The organism is Sulfitobacter sp. M22 (assembly GCF_021736025.1).
Taxonomy (GTDB): domain Bacteria; phylum Pseudomonadota; class Alphaproteobacteria; order Rhodobacterales; family Rhodobacteraceae; genus Sulfitobacter; species Sulfitobacter litoralis.
Map to the genome: position 1 here is coordinate 2,980,621 of NZ_WMEC01000001.1, position 16,200 is coordinate 2,996,820.

At 54.7% G+C, this 16,200-nt stretch carries 18 protein-coding genes and 1 tRNA gene; 16 read left to right on the top strand and 3 right to left on the bottom strand.

All coding sequences use genetic code 11. The annotated features are described in order from the left end of the window. Nucleotides 1-2,322 carry a DNA topoisomerase IV subunit A gene (locus tag GLP52_RS14645; RefSeq protein ID WP_093731755.1) on the bottom strand — a complete coding sequence of 774 codons (2,322 nt, stop codon included), beginning with the start codon at nt 2,320-2,322 and terminating at the stop codon, nt 1-3. Nucleotides 2,323-2,522: 200 nt separating this feature from the next. Here GLP52_RS14645 and GLP52_RS14650 point away from each other — a divergent pair, with 200 nt between their 5' ends. The 6 genes from GLP52_RS14650 (at nt 2,523) to GLP52_RS14675 (ending at nt 6,668) form a co-directional block, all read left to right on the top strand. Next, nucleotides 2,523-3,143: an SH3 domain-containing protein gene (locus GLP52_RS14650; RefSeq protein WP_093731756.1), complete on the top strand. Its 621-nt coding sequence runs from the start codon at nt 2,523-2,525 to the stop codon at nt 3,141-3,143. Between the two features lie 8 nt (nt 3,144-3,151). Continuing rightward, on the top strand, nt 3,152-4,000 hold the full coding sequence (locus GLP52_RS14655) for an SDR family oxidoreductase (RefSeq protein ID WP_237271217.1): 849 nt from the start codon (nt 3,152-3,154) through the stop codon (nt 3,998-4,000). Nucleotides 4,001-4,058: 58 nt separating this feature from the next. Then, nucleotides 4,059-4,265, top strand: a complete 207-nt coding sequence (locus GLP52_RS14660; protein ID WP_093731757.1) for a twin transmembrane helix small protein — start codon at nt 4,059-4,061, stop codon at nt 4,263-4,265. Further along, the gene (locus GLP52_RS14665; protein ID WP_093731758.1) at nt 4,265-4,837 is read left to right on the top strand and encodes a cob(I)yrinic acid a,c-diamide adenosyltransferase; all 573 of its coding nucleotides are present in this window, start codon (nt 4,265-4,267) and stop codon (nt 4,835-4,837) included. Before GLP52_RS14660 ends, GLP52_RS14665 begins: the two co-directional genes overlap by 1 nt. A gap of 146 nt (nt 4,838-4,983) precedes the next feature. Continuing rightward, nucleotides 4,984-5,742 (top strand): electron transfer flavoprotein subunit beta/FixA family protein, encoded by a 759-nt coding sequence (locus GLP52_RS14670; protein ID WP_093731759.1) that lies wholly within the window; start codon nt 4,984-4,986, stop codon nt 5,740-5,742. Further along, the gene (locus GLP52_RS14675; RefSeq protein WP_093731760.1) at nt 5,742-6,668 is read left to right on the top strand and encodes an electron transfer flavoprotein subunit alpha/FixB family protein; all 927 of its coding nucleotides are present in this window, start codon (nt 5,742-5,744) and stop codon (nt 6,666-6,668) included. The genes GLP52_RS14670 and GLP52_RS14675 overlap by 1 nt, the downstream gene beginning before the upstream one ends. Nucleotides 6,669-6,718: 50 nt before the next feature. Here GLP52_RS14675 and GLP52_RS14680 read toward each other — a convergent pair whose 3' ends face one another. Then, a complete protein-coding gene (locus GLP52_RS14680; RefSeq protein ID WP_336885945.1) occupies nt 6,719-7,576 on the bottom strand; it encodes a DUF6473 family protein in 858 nt (285 codons plus the stop codon). 125 nt (nt 7,577-7,701) lie between these two features. On the opposite strand from GLP52_RS14680, the gene GLP52_RS14685 reads away from it, so the two are divergent. Then, a complete protein-coding gene (locus GLP52_RS14685) occupies nt 7,702-8,577 on the top strand; it encodes a 3-hydroxybutyryl-CoA dehydrogenase (RefSeq protein ID WP_093731761.1) in 876 nt (291 codons plus the stop codon). 266 nt (nt 8,578-8,843) lie between these two features. Here GLP52_RS14685 and GLP52_RS14690 read toward each other — a convergent pair whose 3' ends face one another. Beyond that, on the bottom strand, nt 8,844-10,193 hold the full coding sequence (locus GLP52_RS14690) for a cytochrome P450 (protein ID WP_093731762.1): 1,350 nt from the start codon (nt 10,191-10,193) through the stop codon (nt 8,844-8,846). Between the two features lie 103 nt (nt 10,194-10,296). Here GLP52_RS14690 and GLP52_RS14695 point away from each other — a divergent pair, with 103 nt between their 5' ends. From GLP52_RS14695 to rplL, 9 genes are all read left to right on the top strand, one after another. Next, the gene (locus GLP52_RS14695; protein ID WP_237271219.1) at nt 10,297-10,920 is read left to right on the top strand and encodes a hypothetical protein; all 624 of its coding nucleotides are present in this window, start codon (nt 10,297-10,299) and stop codon (nt 10,918-10,920) included. A gap of 132 nt (nt 10,921-11,052) precedes the next feature. Continuing rightward, nucleotides 11,053-12,228: an elongation factor Tu gene (gene tuf, locus GLP52_RS14700; protein WP_093731764.1), complete on the top strand. Its 1,176-nt coding sequence runs from the start codon at nt 11,053-11,055 to the stop codon at nt 12,226-12,228. A gap of 162 nt (nt 12,229-12,390) precedes the next feature. Beyond that, nucleotides 12,391-12,466: transfer RNA gene (locus GLP52_RS14705), tRNA-Trp, on the top strand. A 127-nt stretch (nt 12,467-12,593) separates the two neighbouring features. After that, on the top strand, nt 12,594-12,791 hold the full coding sequence (gene secE, locus GLP52_RS14710) for a preprotein translocase subunit SecE (protein ID WP_093734401.1): 198 nt from the start codon (nt 12,594-12,596) through the stop codon (nt 12,789-12,791). Nucleotides 12,792-12,995: 204 nt separating this feature from the next. Then, entirely contained in the window at nt 12,996-13,529 is a 534-nt protein-coding gene (gene nusG, locus GLP52_RS14715; protein WP_008226363.1) for a transcription termination/antitermination protein NusG, read from the top strand. Between the two features lie 159 nt (nt 13,530-13,688). Next, on the top strand, nt 13,689-14,114 hold the full coding sequence (gene rplK / locus GLP52_RS14720; protein ID WP_005849876.1) for a 50S ribosomal protein L11: 426 nt from the start codon (nt 13,689-13,691) through the stop codon (nt 14,112-14,114). A 1-nt stretch (nt 14,115) separates the two neighbouring features. Then, nucleotides 14,116-14,814 (top strand): 50S ribosomal protein L1, encoded by a 699-nt coding sequence (rplA, locus tag GLP52_RS14725; RefSeq protein WP_093734402.1) that lies wholly within the window; start codon nt 14,116-14,118, stop codon nt 14,812-14,814. 410 nt (nt 14,815-15,224) lie between these two features. Next, entirely contained in the window at nt 15,225-15,740 is a 516-nt protein-coding gene (gene rplJ / locus GLP52_RS14730) for a 50S ribosomal protein L10 (protein ID WP_093734403.1), read from the top strand. A gap of 75 nt (nt 15,741-15,815) precedes the next feature. Continuing rightward, a complete protein-coding gene (gene rplL / locus GLP52_RS14735; protein WP_093734404.1) occupies nt 15,816-16,187 on the top strand; it encodes a 50S ribosomal protein L7/L12 in 372 nt (123 codons plus the stop codon). Nucleotides 16,188-16,200 lie beyond the last annotated feature (13 nt).

Genomic DNA, 16,200 nt, shown 5'->3' on the forward strand with positions numbered 1-16,200 from the left:
TCAACCAAAGCGGTTGTCACGCGGGAAACCACGTGGGGCCATTCGCCCCGCAGTAGCCCGTTTTCCAGTCCATTCAGTCAAGTCGGGTTCAGTGCGCGTGCGACCCGCCGGATCTTGCCAGCTTAGGCCATTCTCGGCATTGAAGGTGATTGCATCTGACATACCACCATCTTTGTATTTCTGCAGTCGAACGCCTTTGCCGCGACCCATCTCTGGGAGCTCATCTAAGCCAAAGACCAAGACCTTGCGGTTCTCACCAACGACAGCAACTGCGTTTCCCGCCACAGGCGCACAGATCATCGCTTTGACGTCTCCGCGCACATTCAGAACCTGTCGGCCGGTCCGAGTTTGCGCCAACACCTCGTCTTCTGGCACAACGAAGCCATCACCGGCTGATGACGCGACCAAGAGCTTGCGCCCGGGCTTGTGGATCAAGATATCGACAATTTGAACCTCGTTCGGCAGATCAACCATCAAGCGCAACGGCTCTCCCATTCCACGCCCGCCGGGCAGGGTGGAGGCAGAAAGTGTATAGAATCGCCCATTCGTGCCGAAAACGAGCAACCTGTCTGTTGTCTCTGCGTGAAAGATAAAGCGGGGCCCATCGCCGTCTTTGAACTTCAGCTCTCGGTTAAGATCGATGTGGCCGGTCATTGCGCGGATCCACCCCATTTGCGAGCAGACCACAGTGATCGGCTCGCGGTCGATCATCGCCTCAAGTGGGACTTCTTCGACCACGCCGGCCTCGGCAAAGCTTGTTCTGCGACGACCAACGTTTTTGCCGTCTAGTGTCCAATCCTTGCCAAACTTCTTTTTAGTCTCGCGCAACTGGTCAACGATCGTTGTCCACTGGGTCGCTTCGTTTTCCAACAGGTCTTCGAGGCCAGCGCGTTCCGCGATCAGCGCGGATTGTTCGCGAAGAAGTTCGATTTCCTCCAGGCGTCGTAATGACCGCAAACGCATGTTCAAAATGGCGTCGGCCTGAACTTCGGAGAGAGAGTGCTCGGTAGACGGGGCAGGCGGCACATAGCTGGACTCGTTCAACGCACGCGCATGTTCCTTGCCCCAATCTTCCATCATCAGCGCGGATTTCGGGTCATCGTCATAGCGAATGATATCAATGACGCGATCGAGGTTCAGGAAGGCGATGATGAAGCCCTCGAGGACCTCAAGCCGATGATCGATCTTCTCCATGCGATACGCAGAACGTCGCTGCAGCACTTCACGACGGTGATCCAGAAACGCGCGCAGCACTTCCTTCATCGAGCACACTTTGGGTGTCACGCCATCGATCAGCACGTTCATATTGAGAGAGAACCGCACCTCGAGATCCGAGCTACGATACAGCATGCCCATGAGCACCTCGGGATCGACGTTCTTCGAGCGGGGCTCAATAATCAGCCGGATATCCTCTGCCGATTCGTCTCGCACATCGCCCAAAATCGGGATCTTCTTGGTCTGAATCAGCTCGGCGATCTTCTCTATGAGCTTCGATTTTTGTACCTGATAGGGGATTTCGGTAACGACGATCTGCCATGCACCGCGGCCTAGATCTTCGGTCTCCCAGCGGCACCGCAGGCGGAAGCCGCCTTTGCCAGTGCGATATGCGTTTGCAATGTTTTCAGGGGGTTCGACGATGATACCGCCGGTGGGGAAATCGGGGCCCGGGACAAAATTAAGCAAAGTATCATCACGCGCGTCGGGTGTCTTGATGAGGTGAATGCACGCGTCGACGAGTTCCGAAATGTTATGCGGCGGTATGTTGGTCGCCATCCCGACCGCAATGCCCGACGACCCATTCGCCAAAAGGTTCGGGAACTGCGCCGGCAAAACAACGGGCTCTGTCAGCGTGCCGTCGTAGTTTTCCCTAAAATCGACAGCATTTTCGTTCAAGCCCTCGAGCATGGCTTCGGCAACGGCTGTCATCCGCGCTTCGGTGTAGCGGCTTGCGGCAGGGTTATCGCCATCGATGTTGCCAAAGTTACCTTGCCCGTCAACCAACGGATAACGCACGTTAAAATCTTGAGCGAGACGCGCCATCGCATCATAAATCGCGGCGTCACCGTGGGGGTGATAGTTCCCCATCACATCACCGGAAATTTTTGCGGACTTCCGGAATCCCCCGGTGCTGTTAAGCCTCAGTTCACGCATTGCAAATAAGATGCGTCGGTGTACGGGCTTCAAACCATCGCGCGCATCGGGCAGCGCGCGGTGCATAATGGTGGAAAGCGCATAGGTCAGATACCGGTCCCCCAGGGCGCGGCGCAATGGCTCTGACGAATTGCGAGAATTTTGATCGGCGGGGGTGGTTATATCTGACATTTTCCTTGTTTAGCTAAGGGCGCGCGACGCGGCAAGCGACTGTTTGGAGTGTGCATGCTTCGTCCGATGCGCATGGCCCTTAGCAGCTAATGTTTCAATCATGTTGGAACGTTTTACCCAGCATTTGTGTTATGCCTCACAAGAGGGCTTAGAAATCCTCGCACCGACACGGTGCCAGTCAATACTTCGGGGGATGTGCGATGAAACGGTTTATTTTTCTAACTTTTGGCTTTCTGGGTTGGGCATTCTTCGAAATGAGCGGCGGCGTTGATTTTCAGCCAGCCAGTGCGCGCATCGCTGCAAGTGATGGCGAGCCCTCGCTTGTGATTCAGAAAGTTGCCGCGGACAGAACTCGGAATGTGGTCGAGCCCGCTGTTATCTCCCGAGCAGTCGCATCTGCTCCTATTGCACCGACACCCGCATCTTTCGTGCCAGGATCAAGTTCCGGTAATGCATCAGAGGTGCAAAATGTTTCCGTCTCGCTGACCTCGTTGCGCACCCTAGACGACAATGTAGCTAAGCCTGGCAACAATGACATCACTGCGAACACTGCACCGATTGTTATTCCAAGCTTGATCGCGCCCGGTGATACTGAGACGACCTTAATTGAAGTTGGTTCCGACACCGCTATCCGCTCCGTATCAGGGAATCGTGTAAATGTACGCGGTGGTCCGGGAACCGATTATCAGGTTGTTACCAAACTCGGTCGTGGCGATTCGGTGGAAGTGATCCACGACAACGGCGACGGATGGGTGAAGATGCGTTCATTGGGTGGTGGCCAAGAAGGGTGGATGGCTGATTTTCTCCTCTCGAGCGGCTGATCGCAGGCGTGACCAGAATTAGCGGCGGAGCGGCGCAACGCTCTATACTGATTACCGGATGCTCGTCGGGTATCGGATATGCTGCGGCGCACGCCTTGCGGAAACGTGGTTGGAGCGTTTTTGCGTCGTGCCGTCAGCAGCGGGATTGCGATCGGCTTATCGCCGAAGGGTTCGATGCGCCGCAGCTTGACTATACTGATACGGCTACCATCTCTGCCGCGGTTAATCACGTTCTTGAACTCACGGGTGGTAGGCTGGATGCCCTTTATAATAATGGTGCCCACGCAACTCCAGGGGCAGTGGAAGATTTGCCAACAGCCGCTTTAAGAGAGATTTTTGAAAGCAATTTTTTCGGCTGGCACGAGCTGACAAGCAGCATACTTCCTGTCATGCGGGCGCAGGGTCACGGACGAATTATTCAGTGTTCGTCAGTCCTTGGTCTGGTCACGATGCCATGGCGTGGTGCATATAATGCGACCAAGTTTGCGCTGGAAGGGTTGACCGATACCCTGCGAATTGAGCTTCGCGACACTCCAATTCACGTGAGTTTAATCGAGCCTGGACCAATCACCTCTAATATTCGCGCGAATTCTATTCCGCATTTCGAGCGCTGGATTAGCTGGGAAACGTCACCTCGAAAAACACAGTACGAAAAGCAGCTTTTGGATAGGCTGTATACGCAGCGAGAGCCGGACCGGTTCGAACTTCCGCCGCAAGCTGTAGTCGACAAACTCATCCATGCGCTTGAATCCGACAGGCCCCGACCGCGTTATTATGTCACGACGCCTACACATATCTCGGGCATTTTAAGGCGCATTTTACCTACACGCGCCCTTGATTGGGTGCTGTCTCGATAAATTCGGGTTGCGCTAAAGAATGACCCCGCTACATCTTTCAGCAACACAAAGGATGCTTATGTTCGCTGACCCGTTGTATATCCTAACCGTTATCGCCGTGATCGCGGTTGTTATCGTATTGATTTTTGGGCTTGGGGGCTTCGCTGGTGGCGGAGAATTCAATAAGCGCAATTCAAATAAACTTATGCGCATGCGCATCGTCGCACAGTTCATCGCTGTCGTTCTCATCGTCATATATGTGTACCTGCGAAAGGACGCTGGCTGATGGTTGTTCTTAATAAAATCTATACCCGCACCGGCGACAAAGGCGAAACCGCGTTGGGGAATGGGGACCGTGTGGCTAAACACGACCTGCGGGTCGAGGCATATGGCACATCCGACGAATTGAACTGTTTTGTTGGTGTCGCGCGGCTTGAGGCGAAAGGCGAAACCGATGCCGCCTTATCGCGTATCCAGAACGACCTGTTCGACCTGGGCGCTGACCTGTGCCGCCCCGATATGGAAACGGATGCCGACGCCGAATACCCGCCTCTGCGCCTCGCGGCCGAGCAAGTCGACAGGCTTGAGCGTGAGATTGACGTGATGAACGCTGATCTGTCGCCGCTGCGCAGCTTTATTCTGCCTGGCGGCACCGCACTTGCCGCACATTTGCACGTGTGCCGGACAGTTGCCCGCCGCGCCGAACGGCTTGCGGTGCACTTGGCAGACAGAGATTCTATCAATCCCGCCACCGTCAAATACCTCAACCGGCTCAGCGATTGGTTTTTCGTCGCTGCCCGAGTGTCAAACAATGGCGGCAAAGACGATGTATTGTGGGTGCCGGGGGCAAATCGCTAAAGCTGACAGTCAGGAACGCCGCGTCGAAAGACAATAAATTACTATTTTTGACTGTTTTGCATTCGATTGCTTCGTTACACCGACGAAGAGTTCACATGATCTGGGTCGTAATGGCTTTGATCGTCAACTGAGGAGAGAGAACGCTCATGAAGGTACTGGTACCTGTAAAGCGCGTGATCGACTACAACGTGAAAGTACGCGTCAAAGCGGACGGCACGGGTGTTGATCTTGCCAACGTAAAGATGTCGATGAACCCGTTTGACGAGATTTCCGTCGAACAAGCGATCCGCATGAAAGAGGCCGGCCAGGTCGAAGAAGTTGTGGTCGTCTCCATCGGCGTGAAACAGGCGCAGGAAACGCTGCGCACGGCACTCGCAATGGGCGCAGATCGCGCCATTCTGATCGTCGCTGCAGATGATGTGCACAACGACATCGAGCCTCTGACCGTCGCGAAGATCTTGAAGGGTGTTGTCGACGAAGAGCAGCCGAACCTTGTGCTTTGTGGCAAGCAAGCGATCGACAATGATATGAATGCTACCGGCCAGATGCTTTCCGCTCTGCTCGGTTGGTCGCAAGCAACATTCGCGTCCAAAGTCGACATCGATGGGGACAGCGCCGTTGTTACACGTGAAGTCGATGGCGGTTTGCAGACTATTAAGGTTTCCATGCCTACAGTTGTCACCGTGGACCTGCGTTTGAACGAACCACGCTATGCGTCGCTGCCTAACATCATGAAGGCTAAGAAAAAGCCTTTGGATGAGAAAACACCCGCCGATTATGGCGTTGAGGTTTCCAACAGTTTGGAGATCATCAAGACGGTTGAGCCGGCAGAGCGTGCTGCAGGCATCAAGGTGGAGTCGGTTGACGAACTGGTTGCCAAACTTAAAGAAGCGGGGGCTGTATAATGGCTGTTCTACTCCTTGCAGAAGTAACTGACGGCGAATTGGCGCTCGACGCGACATCGAAGGCCGTTTCCGCGGCCAAGATGTTGGGCGACGTCACTGTACTTTGCGCGGGCGGCTCTGCCGCAGCTGCGGGTGAAGCGGCCGCCAAGATCGACGGCGTTTCCAAGGTTTTGGTTGCTGAAGATGAAACACTCGGCCATCGCCTTGCGGAATCAACTGCAGCATTGATCGTATCTCTCGCCGATGGGTATGATCACATCGCGGCACCCGCGACGACAGACGCCAAAAACGTTATGCCACGCGTTGCAGCTTTGCTCGACGTGATGTTGCTGTCAGATGTGTCCGGTGTTGTAGATGCCGATACCTTTGAACGCCCGATCTATGCCGGTAACGCGATTCAAACCGTGAAGTCATCGGACGCGAAAAAAGTCATCACTTTCCGCACTACCACATTCGATGCGGCGGCTGGCGGCGGCTCTGCTTCAGTTGAAACCGTCTCTGCGGCGGCTGATCCTGGACTTTCTTCCTGGGTTGAAGATCATGTCGCAGAAAGCGATCGGCCCGAGCTTACATCGGCTGGCGTTGTTGTTTCTGGCGGCCGTGGTGTCGGCTCCGAAGAAGACTTTGCTTTGATCGAAAAACTGGCTGACAAACTGGGTGCCGCTGTAGGGGCATCGCGCGCCGCAGTTGATTCCGGTTACGCTCCGAATGACTGGCAGGTCGGGCAGACCGGCAAAGTCGTCGCACCCGAGCTGTATGTCGCAGTTGGCATTTCCGGTGCGATCCAGCATTTGGCGGGTATGAAAGACAGCAAGATCATCGTCGCCATCAACAAAGACGAAGAAGCACCAATCTTTCAGGTTGCTGATTATGGTTTGGTCGCTGATCTGTTTGAAGCGGTTCCGGAACTTATTGAAAAACTGTAATCCTTCCGGATTATGAACTAAAAGGTCCGCCTATTTTGGCGGGCCTTTTTTTATGCAAAGCGTCGTACTGCTGGCACCAGAATATCTGCAATTTCACGGTGTGCTCGAACGCCAGCCAGTTGGGTCGCCTGTTTTCTCTCCTCTTTCGGAAAGACCATGCCCGTTGTGCCCTCAGAGACGGCATGCGGTGATGGTGAAACCTGAATCAGCTTTGCAGCCATGGGTTCAACCTGTTCAATCATCCTGCGTGTCACAAATAGGGGGGCGGACCCGATGGCGGGATCGTTCGTTGGTACCTCGTCATGGGCACTCAGCCATAGCAGAACGCAAGGTCCGGTCATGCGCCCAATAAGGTGCCTCATGCGTGCGACCCAGGCTTCCTGCAATTCATTAACCACAAGTTCAAAACGTGTGTTCGACACTGTCCATAGTGCGTTCAAAAGGTGGCGGGTAAAATGAAACTCCGCAAAATCGACTTCTGGATAGATCGAGCAAAGGAGTTCAGACGGGGCTATAAAACGGTCGTTTCGTCGGGGGTGAACCGAATAGTATCGGTTGGTCATATTATGCGCATCCATGATCTGCACTACAGTGACCTGTGCTGCGCTGGCGAGACGCATGATCTCGTCGTCGCGAATAAATACGTCAACACCGGCGCTTGGGGTGCCAAGATTCACGCAAGGCAAAGCCACCTGACGTTCGACAAGCGTCGGAAACGGCAGCGCTATATAACGGCCAAAGGTATTCGCCCCCCCCATAAAGGCCACGTAGGGGACCGAGGTATTCCGGCGCGGTCCCCTAAATTTGAGCTTCGACCCGCCATAGCGACACAACGCATAGTCAAGCCCCCCCAGCTTCCTTATTTCGCAACTCATAGCTAACGCCCTATGCCAACTCATTCTGGGCATAGGATGGCCTTAAGTATTTTCGATTCCCTTAAAGTTCGGATTTATGAAAAGCTGTCATGAATTCCGGCCCTTGCGGCTGCTACCCCGCCCGCTTTATGCTGCAGCGAAACAAGAGGGGACAGCGCATGGATATCCAGACAATAGGCATCGTCGGCGCGGGCCAGATGGGCAATGGCATTGCCCATGTAATGGCTTTGGCAGGCTATGACGTTCTGCTGACTGACGTGAGCGCAGAGGCCCTGCAAAAGGCTGTTGATACGATCACCGGTAATCTGGACCGGCAGGTCGGGCGGGGGAAAGTGTCAGAAGCCGACCGTGACGCAACCTTGAAAAGAATCGTTACAACACAGGCGCTTGCTGATTTAGGGCAAAGTGATCTTGTGATCGAAGCGGCGACCGAACGTGAAACAGTCAAACAAGCGATCTTCGAAGATCTGATCCCCCACCTCAAGCCGACGACAATCCTAACGTCGAACACGTCCTCGATTTCAATCACGAGACTGGCAAGCCGAACCGACCGCCCCGAAAAATTCATGGGTTTCCATTTCATGAACCCGGTTCCGGTGATGCAGCTTGTCGAGCTTATCCGTGGGATCGCGACGGATAAAGAAACGTTTGCGGCTTGCCGTGCTGTCGTTGAAAAATTAGGAAAAACGGCGGCATCGGCCGAAGATTTCCCAGCATTTATCGTAAATCGTATCTTGATGCCGATGATCAACGAAGCTGTTTATACGCTTTATGAGGGGGTGGGGTCGGTCGAGTCGATTGACAGCTCCTTGAAGCTTGGCGCGAACCACCCAATGGGCCCGCTAGAGCTTGCCGATTTCATCGGACTGGACACCTGTCTGGCCATTATGAACGTGTTGCATGACGGTCTGGCTGATACGAAATATCGCCCTTGTCCCTTGCTTACCAAATATGTTGAAGCTGGATGGTTGGGGCGCAAATCGCAAAGAGGCTTTTATGACTATCGCGGTGATGTCCCTGTTCCCACCCGGTAATTTCCTCACGGACGCAATGCGCCAGATTTGTTCACCGAACGGCACCCTGGTGAGGTGAAGGCGATTTTTGACAGTATCGTACTACCATAGTGAAACGGCTTGGAATTATAACCGACAGGTCCGCGGGAGCTTTTGACGAAGCGAAGAACATTCTTAAAACGCCTCAGTAGGCGCCCCGGGGAGTACCCGTGAGCATTCTGCCGTATCAATTTTGTATTATCTTGCCGTAGGGGCCGCGTTGGAAGTGGCCGGTCGCAGGACATTGGTTAAACGGGCGTTGCTATTAACCAGACGCCGCCCTCGGGACGCAGTGTCAATATCATAACCGGCTCAGGATCTTTGCCGCCGACTGGGGCGAAACGGAAACGTGATAGCAATGTTGCAAGGATGATCACGGCTTCCTGCTGCGCGAAGGAGGCCCCGATACAAATTCGCGGACCGTCGCCAAAAGGGAGATAGGCGTAGCGATCGATTGCCTTGCGATTGCGGAACCGGTCAGGGTCAAAAGCATCAGGGTTTTCCCATAGCAGCCGATGGCGACCAAGTGCGTAGATCGGAATCATCACCGTATCGCCTGGCTTGACCTCCCTGTGGCTCAGAATATCGTGCTTTTGTGCCGTACGTGATATGATGCCGGCTGGCGGATACAGGCGGAGCGTTTCGTCGATAATCTGACGGATATAGGGCAGATGTTCGACATCCGTGCCGGTTGCCGCACGTCCTGCCAAGACACTCTGGGCTTCGGCGCGGGCTTTGTCCTGAACCTTTTGATCGAACCCGACCAGATACAGTGCCCATGACAAGGTGAGCGCGGTCGTCTCGTGTCCGGCGACGATAAACGTCAGTAAGTTGTCCCGTAGCTCTGCCGTATTCATTTGGCGTTTGGTCTCGGGATCGACACCGCCAAGCAGCAGGTCCAGCAGGTCCGGCATCTTGCTAGTACCACGCTGCGCGCGCGCGCGTATGGCGTCATCGGCAATCCGCTTCATGTCCCGAAGAGCGCGACCAGACATCGCGCGCCCAGGCCGCGGTAGCCAATCGGGGAACCCGAGAATGTCGAACAGGCTGATTTTTCCAGCTTCTGCGATGTAGGCATCTATCGCCCGATGAACGGCACCACGGTCGAAACCATCACCACCGGAAAATGTTACGTCCGAAATCACATCAAACGTCGTCGTCACCATCTCGTCCAGCAGGTTTATGGCTGCTGGTCCGGCGGAAGAAATCCGATCAGCTGAACGCTCCGCCGCTGCAGTCATAATTGGCGCCAAGTTTAACATATTTCGATGGGAAAAGGCGGGTGCCACTGCGCGGCGTTGCCACCGCCACTGTGCGCCCTCTGCGATGAACAGCGAATCCCCAATGGCCGGACGTAACAGGTTCTTTGTCACTTGCGACTTGGGATAGTCATCCACCCGATCAAGCAACATTTCGCGAATAGCAGTAGGGTCCATCACCATGTGCCAGCGTTTGCCCATTTTCCCCGATACCATAGGCTGTTTGACAGCAAGCTCCGGAATAATGCTCAACACGTTGCGACGCGCCATCGCGAGGCTGCGAAGCAGGCCTACGGGACGGTTAATCAAAGCCACACGGGCGGGCAGGGGACGATCCATGATATTGCTCCTCGGACAGGCGATCACACCGTAGCACGCAAAGCAGCCCCTGCCACTGTGGCAAACGTTGAACCTGAACCAGCCTTAGGGTATCGCAGAAGGCATGAATGCGCCGAGGAGGCTTGAAGTGGTTCGAATTTTATCAGCTTTGATCAGTATTGTTGTTCTTACGGCGTGTAACGGGGCGTCTGATCTCGACAAGCCGGCAGTGCCGCTGGGAGATTTCAACCTGTATCATAATATTGTCGTCGCACCGAAGGTGCAGAAGCTGCCGATCAGCCGCGAAGTCAGCAAAGATGTTCTGACCACAGCCATCAAAGATGCCATTGCTGAACGGTTTGACCGATACGACGGGACGCGAAACTATCATTTCGGCGTCAGTGTTGAGGGGTATGTTTTGGCACCTCCTGGTATTCCGCTTGTACTTGCGCCCAAGTCGATCATGATTCTGAACCTCACCGTCTGGGATGACGCCGCAGGTAAGAAGCTCACCGACGAGCCGCATCAGATCACCGTGTTCGAATCTTTGGATCAGGGCCCTATCGTCGGGTCAGGCTATACCAAGACTGCTGAAGAGCAGCTTAAGAACCTCAGCCAGAATGCGGCAAAGTCGATCGAAAATTATTTGGTCAAGCAAAATAAGGCCGAAGGATGGTTCGAGCGGCCTGCAGATGCGATCATCAAACGGGCTGAAGTCGCCTCTACGCCGGCAGTAACTGAAAACTAGCGCGCATTTACATGAATTCTCGGGGGGTGTTTGGCCAACAGGTGCTTGATTTTATGCGCCAGACCCAATACATCGCCCGCCAGATAGGTTTGGGTCTGGTTTCAGGCCCTCGTTAATATAAAGGGCTGCACCATGGCTAAGGCAAAGTTTGAACGTAATAAACCACACGTTAACATCGGTACCATTGGTCACGTTGACCACGGTAAAACGACGTTGACCGCTGCGATCACGAAATACTTCGGCGACTTCCGCGCCTATGACCAAATTGATGGCGCGCCCGAAGAAAAAGCACGCGGTATCACCATTTCGACCGCTCACGTTGAATATGAAACCGAAGCACGTCACTACGCACACGTCGACTGCCCCGGCCACGCTGACTATGTGAAAAACATGATCACCGGTGCGGCTCAGATGGACGGCGCGATCTTGGTTGTGAACGCGGCTGATGGCCCCATGCCACAAACCCGCGAGCACATCTTGCTGGGCCGCCAGGTTGGTATTCCAACCATGGTTGTCTACATGAACAAAGTTGACCAGGTTGACGACGAAGAGCTGCTGGAATTGGTGGAAATGGAAATCCGCGAATTGCTGTCTTCCTACGACTACCCAGGCGACGACATGCCTGTGATCCCTGGCTCCGCTCTGGCAGCTATGGAAGGTCGCGATGAGGAAATCGGCGAGAAATCCATCCGCGCGCTGATGGCCGCTGTTGACGAATACATCCCGACACCAGCACGCGCTGTTGACCAGCCGTTCCTGATGCCAGTGGAAGACGTGTTCTCGATCTCCGGTCGTGGTACAGTTGTGACGGGCCGTGTTGAGCGTGGCGTGATCAACGTTGGCGACGAAATCGAAATCGTTGGCATCCGCGACACCAAGAAAACCACCTGTACCGGCGTTGAAATGTTCCGCAAACTGCTGGACCGCGGTGAAGCTGGCGACAACATCGGTGCCCTGCTGCGCGGCGTTGACCGTGAAGGCGTTGAGCGTGGTCAGGTTCTGTGTAAGCCAGGTTCGGTTAAGCCGCACACCAAGTTCACAGCCGAAGCCTATATCCTCACCAAGGAAGAGGGTGGCCGTCACACGCCGTTCTTCGCGAACTACCGTCCACAGTTCTACTTCCGGACAACAGACGTCACCGGTACCGTTCAGCTGCCAGAAGGCACTGAAATGGTTATGCCCGGCGACAACCTGCAGTTCGACGTTGAGCTGATCGCCCCCATCGCGATGGAAGACGGTCTGCGTTTCGCGATCCGCGAAGGCGGCCGCACCGTTGGCGCGGGCGTTGTTTCCAAGATCAACGAATAAGCCAATCAGCGGGTTACCCCGCTGACAGCTGACAAAACGAAGGCCGCTCCTGCAAGGGGGCGGCCTTTTTCGTTGTTTGACGCCTGATGGCATTATTCGCGGGCAAAGGGCCTATCGGCACTTGATCCCCCGGGAAATATCGACTACGTCACCACTCGGCATAGGGGTTTAGCTCAGTTGGTAGAGCATCGGTCTCCAAAACCGAGGGTCGTGGGTTCGAGTCCCTCAGCCCCTGCCAATCTCACAATATGATAAACGCATGCGAAGGCGTATGGCCGCTCGGGTAGGGCGCTGTATTTGAAGCCTTGAATTCAGTGCTTTTGCCAGATACATCCCCACAATCATTCGTATACAGGAAAACCGACATGGCCACAGTCAACCCGCTTCAGTTCATCCAGCAAGTGCGTTCCGAAGTTTCCAAGGTCGTCTGGCCGACTCGTCGCGAGGTCATGCTCACCACGGTAATGGTGTTCATCCTAGCCGCTCTGACCGCAGTGTTCTTTGCGGTTGTCGATATTCTGATCCGTGGTGGCTTGCAGTATATTTTGTCGGCCTTCGGCTGATCCGGGGCGCGGCACTGTAAAAGCGCCGCGGACCTCTTGAAACATTTGTGATTGCGGGCTATCCCGCAGACCTGTTCAAGAGGGGCGTGCGGCGATTCGTGTTGCGCGCCGATTTTTTGTTCACCGCCGGCCTGTTGTGGCACGCTGGTTATAAGAGAATTAGATGCAGTTGTTGCTGCATCACAAGACAGGGACCAAGTTCAGATGGCGAAAAGATGGTATTCGGTCAGTGTTTTGTCGAACTTCGAAAAGAAGATTGCCGAGCAAATCCGCACCACGGTCGCCGAGCAAGAGCTTGAGGACCAAATCGACGAAGTGCTGGTCCCCACCGAAGAGGTGATCGAGGTTCGGCGCGGCAAGAAAGTCACGACAGAACGTCGGTTTATGCCCGGCTATGTGCTTGTTCACATGGAGATGTCCGACCGCGGTTATCACCTGATCAACTCGATCAACCGCGTCACAGGGTTTTTGGGGCCGCAGGGTCGTCCAATGCCGATGCGTGACGCCGAAGTAACCGCGATCCTTGGCCGCGTCCAAGAGGGCGAAGAAGCACCACGTACCCTGATCCACTTTGAAGTGGGCGAGCGGGTGAAGGTTGCCGATGGGCCGTTCGAGGATTTCGACGGCATGATCGAAGAGGTCGACGACGAGAATCAGCGCCTCAAGGTGTCTGTGTCGATCTTTGGCCGGGAAACCCCGGTCGAACTGGAATTCACTCAGGTCAATAAACAGGTCTGAGCGAGCGGCGGGGCAACCCGCCATACGGTGGCGACACCGTTCGTTTGTGGGAGGGGATAGCGGCGCGCCGCTCAACCGCACCACACTAGCAAACGGCCACATCGCGATATGGTCGTATAGGGTGAATGAAAGTTCACCGACATTAAAAGGAGAAGGCCAATGGCCAAGAAGCTCGTCGGTACGATGAAGTTGCAAGTTAAAGCGGGTCAAGCGAACCCATCCCCACCCGTTGGCCCCGCACTGGGTCAGCGCGGGATCAATATCATGGAATTCTGTAAGGCGTTCAACGCCAAGACAGCTGACATGGAGCCAGGTGCTCCTTGCCCGACCGTGATCAGCTACTATCAGGACAAGTCCTTCACCATGGACATCAAGACGCCTCCGGCGTCCTACTACCTGAAGAAAGCCGCCAAGGTTAACTCCGGCGCGAAAACACCGAGCCGTGAAACCGTTGGCACTGTGACCACCAAGCAGCTGCGCGAGATTGCAGAAGCCAAAATGGCGGACCTGAGCGCTGTGGATGTTGAATCCGCGATGAAAATCATTCTGGGCTCCGCCCGCTCCATGGGCATCGAGGTTAAGTAAGATGGCAAAACTCGGAAAACGCACCCGCGCCGCACGCGAAGCATTCGTAGGCAAAGAAGATCTCACCGTTGAAGAAGCGGTATCTTTGATCAAAGCCAACGCAAACGCGAAATTTGACGAAACCATCGAGATCGCGATGAACCTTGGCGTTGACCCCCGTCACGCTGACCAAATGGTTCGCGGCGTTGTTGGCCTGCCAAACGGCACCGGCAAATCTGTACGCGTTGCTGTATTCGCACGTGGCCCAAAGGCTGACGAAGCCCAAGCAGCTGGTGCCGACATCGTTGGCGCAGAAGACCTGATGGAAGCCATTCAAGGCGGCAAGATCGACTTTGATCGTTGCATCGCGACACCTGACATGATGCCGATCGTTGGTCGTCTTGGTAAGGTTCTTGGCCCACGGAACCTGATGCCAAACCCAAAAGTTGGTACAGTTACAATGGACATCAAAGAAGCTGTTGAAGCTGCCAAAGGCGGTCAGGTTCAGTTTAAAGCTGAAAAAGGCGGCGTTGTGCATGCTGGCATCGGCAAACTGTCCTTTGACGAAGCGAAGCTGGTTGAAAACGTACGTGCCTTTGTTGGTGCCGTGTCCAAAGCCAAGCCTACTGGTTCTAAAGGTGCTTACATGAAAAAGATCGCTCTGAGCTCCACAATGGGCCCAGGCGTAACTGTTGAAGTCGACAACGCTGTTACCGAGTAATTCGGAGTAGTTTGTTGTTTTAATTGACGGGCTCCCTTGGTTTCAAGGGGGCCCGTTTTCGTTAGATGGTCGGAGGTATGCCTGTGGGCAGAGTGCTGGTTCCAACGTGCGGTGGGCCTGTTTTCTCGTCGCCTTGCGTGCATGAATTAACCTGAAACCAGATTAGCGCTTGGCATTCCGTGCCACATCGCCTAGAACGCCCTCGATTCACTATGCATCGCATGGTGAGTCTTCTGTCCGAGACGAAGGGTGGCGCAAGCCTTAATTCCTTTCTGAGATGGGAGATGCAAGAATTACCGTTCGCGCAAGCGTGGGGCTATTTTGGCTTATTCCCGTAAAATGGACCAAGACTGTTCGCGTAAGCGGACTTAATTGAGCCGGGGGGCAACCCCCAGATTTGGAGTGAAACTGTGGATAGAGCCCAGAAAGAACAGTTGGTCGACGAGCTCGGCCAAATCTTCGAAAGCTCTGGCGTCGTTGTGGTTAGCCACTACGTCGGCCTGACAGTTGCTGATATGCAGAACCTTCGTGCGCGCGCTCGCGCTGCGGGCGGGGCTGTGCGTGTTGCCAAAAATAGGCTCGCCAAAATTGCCCTTGACGGAAAGCCATGCGAAAGCATTGCAGATCTCCTGACGGGTATGACCGTTCTGACCTATTCCGAAGACCCCGTGGCAGCAGCCAAGGTGGCCCAGGAATTCGCTAAAGAGAATGCAAAATTTGTCATTCTCGGCGGCGCAATGGGTGAGAACGCACTGGATGTCGCCGGTGTTGAAGCCGTGTCCAAGATGCCTTCGCGGGAGGAGCTTATCTCCACCATCGCGGGTATGCTGGGCGCACCTGCTTCCAACATCGCCGGGGCCATTGGCGCACCTGCAAGCAACATCGCTTCCATCTTGTCCACGATCGAGGACAAGGCGGCTGCGTAAAGCAATATCGTCAAGCTGGCGCAGGGTTGAACACTCGCGTTGGAACACACATATCGTTAACGGAAAGAGCTAAACATGGCTGATCTGAAAAAACTGGCAGAAGACATCGTTGGTCTGACACTGCTGGAAGCACAAGAACTGAAAACCATCCTCAAAGACGAGTATGGCATCGAGCCCGCAGCTGGCGGCGCAGTGATGATGGCTGGCCCCGCAGATGGCGGCGCAGCTGAAGAAGAGAAAACTGAATTCGACGTCGTTCTGAAGAACGCCGGCGCATCCAAAATCAACGTGATCAAAGAAGTTCGCGGCATCACCGGTCTGGGCCTGAAAGAAGCCAAAGATCTGGTTGAAGCTGGCGGCAAGATCAAAGAAGGCGTTGATAAAGCGGAAGCTGAAGACGTTAAAGCCAAGCTGGAAGCAGCTGGCGCAGAAGTCGAATTGGCCTAAGCCATTCGATCCG

Bases quoted from the DNA above. Each gene is read 5' to 3' on its own strand.
- GLP52_RS14645 (WP_093731755.1), bottom strand. From the start codon at position 2,322: ATGTCAGATATAACCACCCCCGCCGATCAAAATTCTCGCAATTCGTCA.
- GLP52_RS14650 (WP_093731756.1), top strand. From the start codon at position 2,523: ATGAAACGGTTTATTTTTCTAACTTTTGGCTTTCTGGGTTGGGCATTC.
- GLP52_RS14660 (WP_093731757.1), top strand. From the start codon at position 4,059: ATGTTCGCTGACCCGTTGTATATCCTAACCGTTATCGCCGTGATCGCG.
- GLP52_RS14665 (WP_093731758.1), top strand. From the start codon at position 4,265: ATGGTTGTTCTTAATAAAATCTATACCCGCACCGGCGACAAAGGCGAA.
- GLP52_RS14670 (WP_093731759.1), top strand. From the start codon at position 4,984: ATGAAGGTACTGGTACCTGTAAAGCGCGTGATCGACTACAACGTGAAA.
- GLP52_RS14675 (WP_093731760.1), top strand. From the start codon at position 5,742: ATGGCTGTTCTACTCCTTGCAGAAGTAACTGACGGCGAATTGGCGCTC.
- GLP52_RS14680 (WP_336885945.1), bottom strand. From the start codon at position 7,576: ATGCCCAGAATGAGTTGGCATAGGGCGTTAGCTATGAGTTGCGAAATA.
- GLP52_RS14685 (WP_093731761.1), top strand. From the start codon at position 7,702: ATGGATATCCAGACAATAGGCATCGTCGGCGCGGGCCAGATGGGCAAT.
- GLP52_RS14690 (WP_093731762.1), bottom strand. From the start codon at position 10,193: ATGGATCGTCCCCTGCCCGCCCGTGTGGCTTTGATTAACCGTCCCGTA.
- GLP52_RS14695 (WP_237271219.1), top strand. From the start codon at position 10,297: ATGAATGCGCCGAGGAGGCTTGAAGTGGTTCGAATTTTATCAGCTTTG.
- tuf (WP_093731764.1), top strand. From the start codon at position 11,053: ATGGCTAAGGCAAAGTTTGAACGTAATAAACCACACGTTAACATCGGT.
- secE (WP_093734401.1), top strand. From the start codon at position 12,594: ATGGCCACAGTCAACCCGCTTCAGTTCATCCAGCAAGTGCGTTCCGAA.
- nusG (WP_008226363.1), top strand. From the start codon at position 12,996: ATGGCGAAAAGATGGTATTCGGTCAGTGTTTTGTCGAACTTCGAAAAG.
- rplK (WP_005849876.1), top strand. From the start codon at position 13,689: ATGGCCAAGAAGCTCGTCGGTACGATGAAGTTGCAAGTTAAAGCGGGT.
- rplA (WP_093734402.1), top strand. From the start codon at position 14,116: ATGGCAAAACTCGGAAAACGCACCCGCGCCGCACGCGAAGCATTCGTA.
- rplL (WP_093734404.1), top strand. From the start codon at position 15,816: ATGGCTGATCTGAAAAAACTGGCAGAAGACATCGTTGGTCTGACACTG.